The sequence below is a fragment of the Enterobacter cloacae complex sp.6700776 genome, assembly GCF_048284255.1.
Classification (GTDB): domain Bacteria; phylum Pseudomonadota; class Gammaproteobacteria; order Enterobacterales; family Enterobacteriaceae; genus Enterobacter; species Enterobacter intestinihominis.
On record NZ_JBLVYK010000138.1, the window covers coordinates 1 to 314 of the forward strand.

Genomic DNA, 314 nt, shown 5'->3' on the forward strand with positions numbered 1-314 from the left:
CCCCCTCCCCCACCCCCCCCCCTAGATGAAATACCTGGTCTCGTGGGCTCGGAGATGTGTATAAGAGACATTATATCACCTGTGCATCTTGATGCTGTGAAAACGGAAATCGCGAAAGCCTCCAATATTGCCTCTGCCGCTGAAACTGGTGTGGACAGGTGGATGGATGATTTCAAGAGAACGACAAATCGCTAATATTAAGCATGCGATAGCCACCGGATTGTCCGTACTAAAAATACCCATCCCACAAACTGTGGTTGAGTGGGCAAATGAAAATTATTACTTACCGAAAGAATCCTCGTACACCCCCGGGC

At 48.7% G+C, this 314-nt stretch carries 1 protein-coding gene and 1 pseudogene; both read left to right on the forward strand.

Annotation, left to right across the window (positions count from 1 at the left end; genetic code table 11):
* Window positions 1–72: 72 nt before the first annotated feature.
* A pseudogene (locus tag ACNQ0T_RS23595) lies at window positions 73–195 on the forward strand (terminase small subunit); the annotation flags it as partial.
* Window positions 167–314, forward strand: a 148-nt coding sequence (locus ACNQ0T_RS23600; RefSeq protein WP_417930428.1) for a hypothetical protein, incomplete at its 3' end; no start/stop codon positions are given. The pseudogene ACNQ0T_RS23595 and the gene ACNQ0T_RS23600, both read left to right, overlap by 29 nt.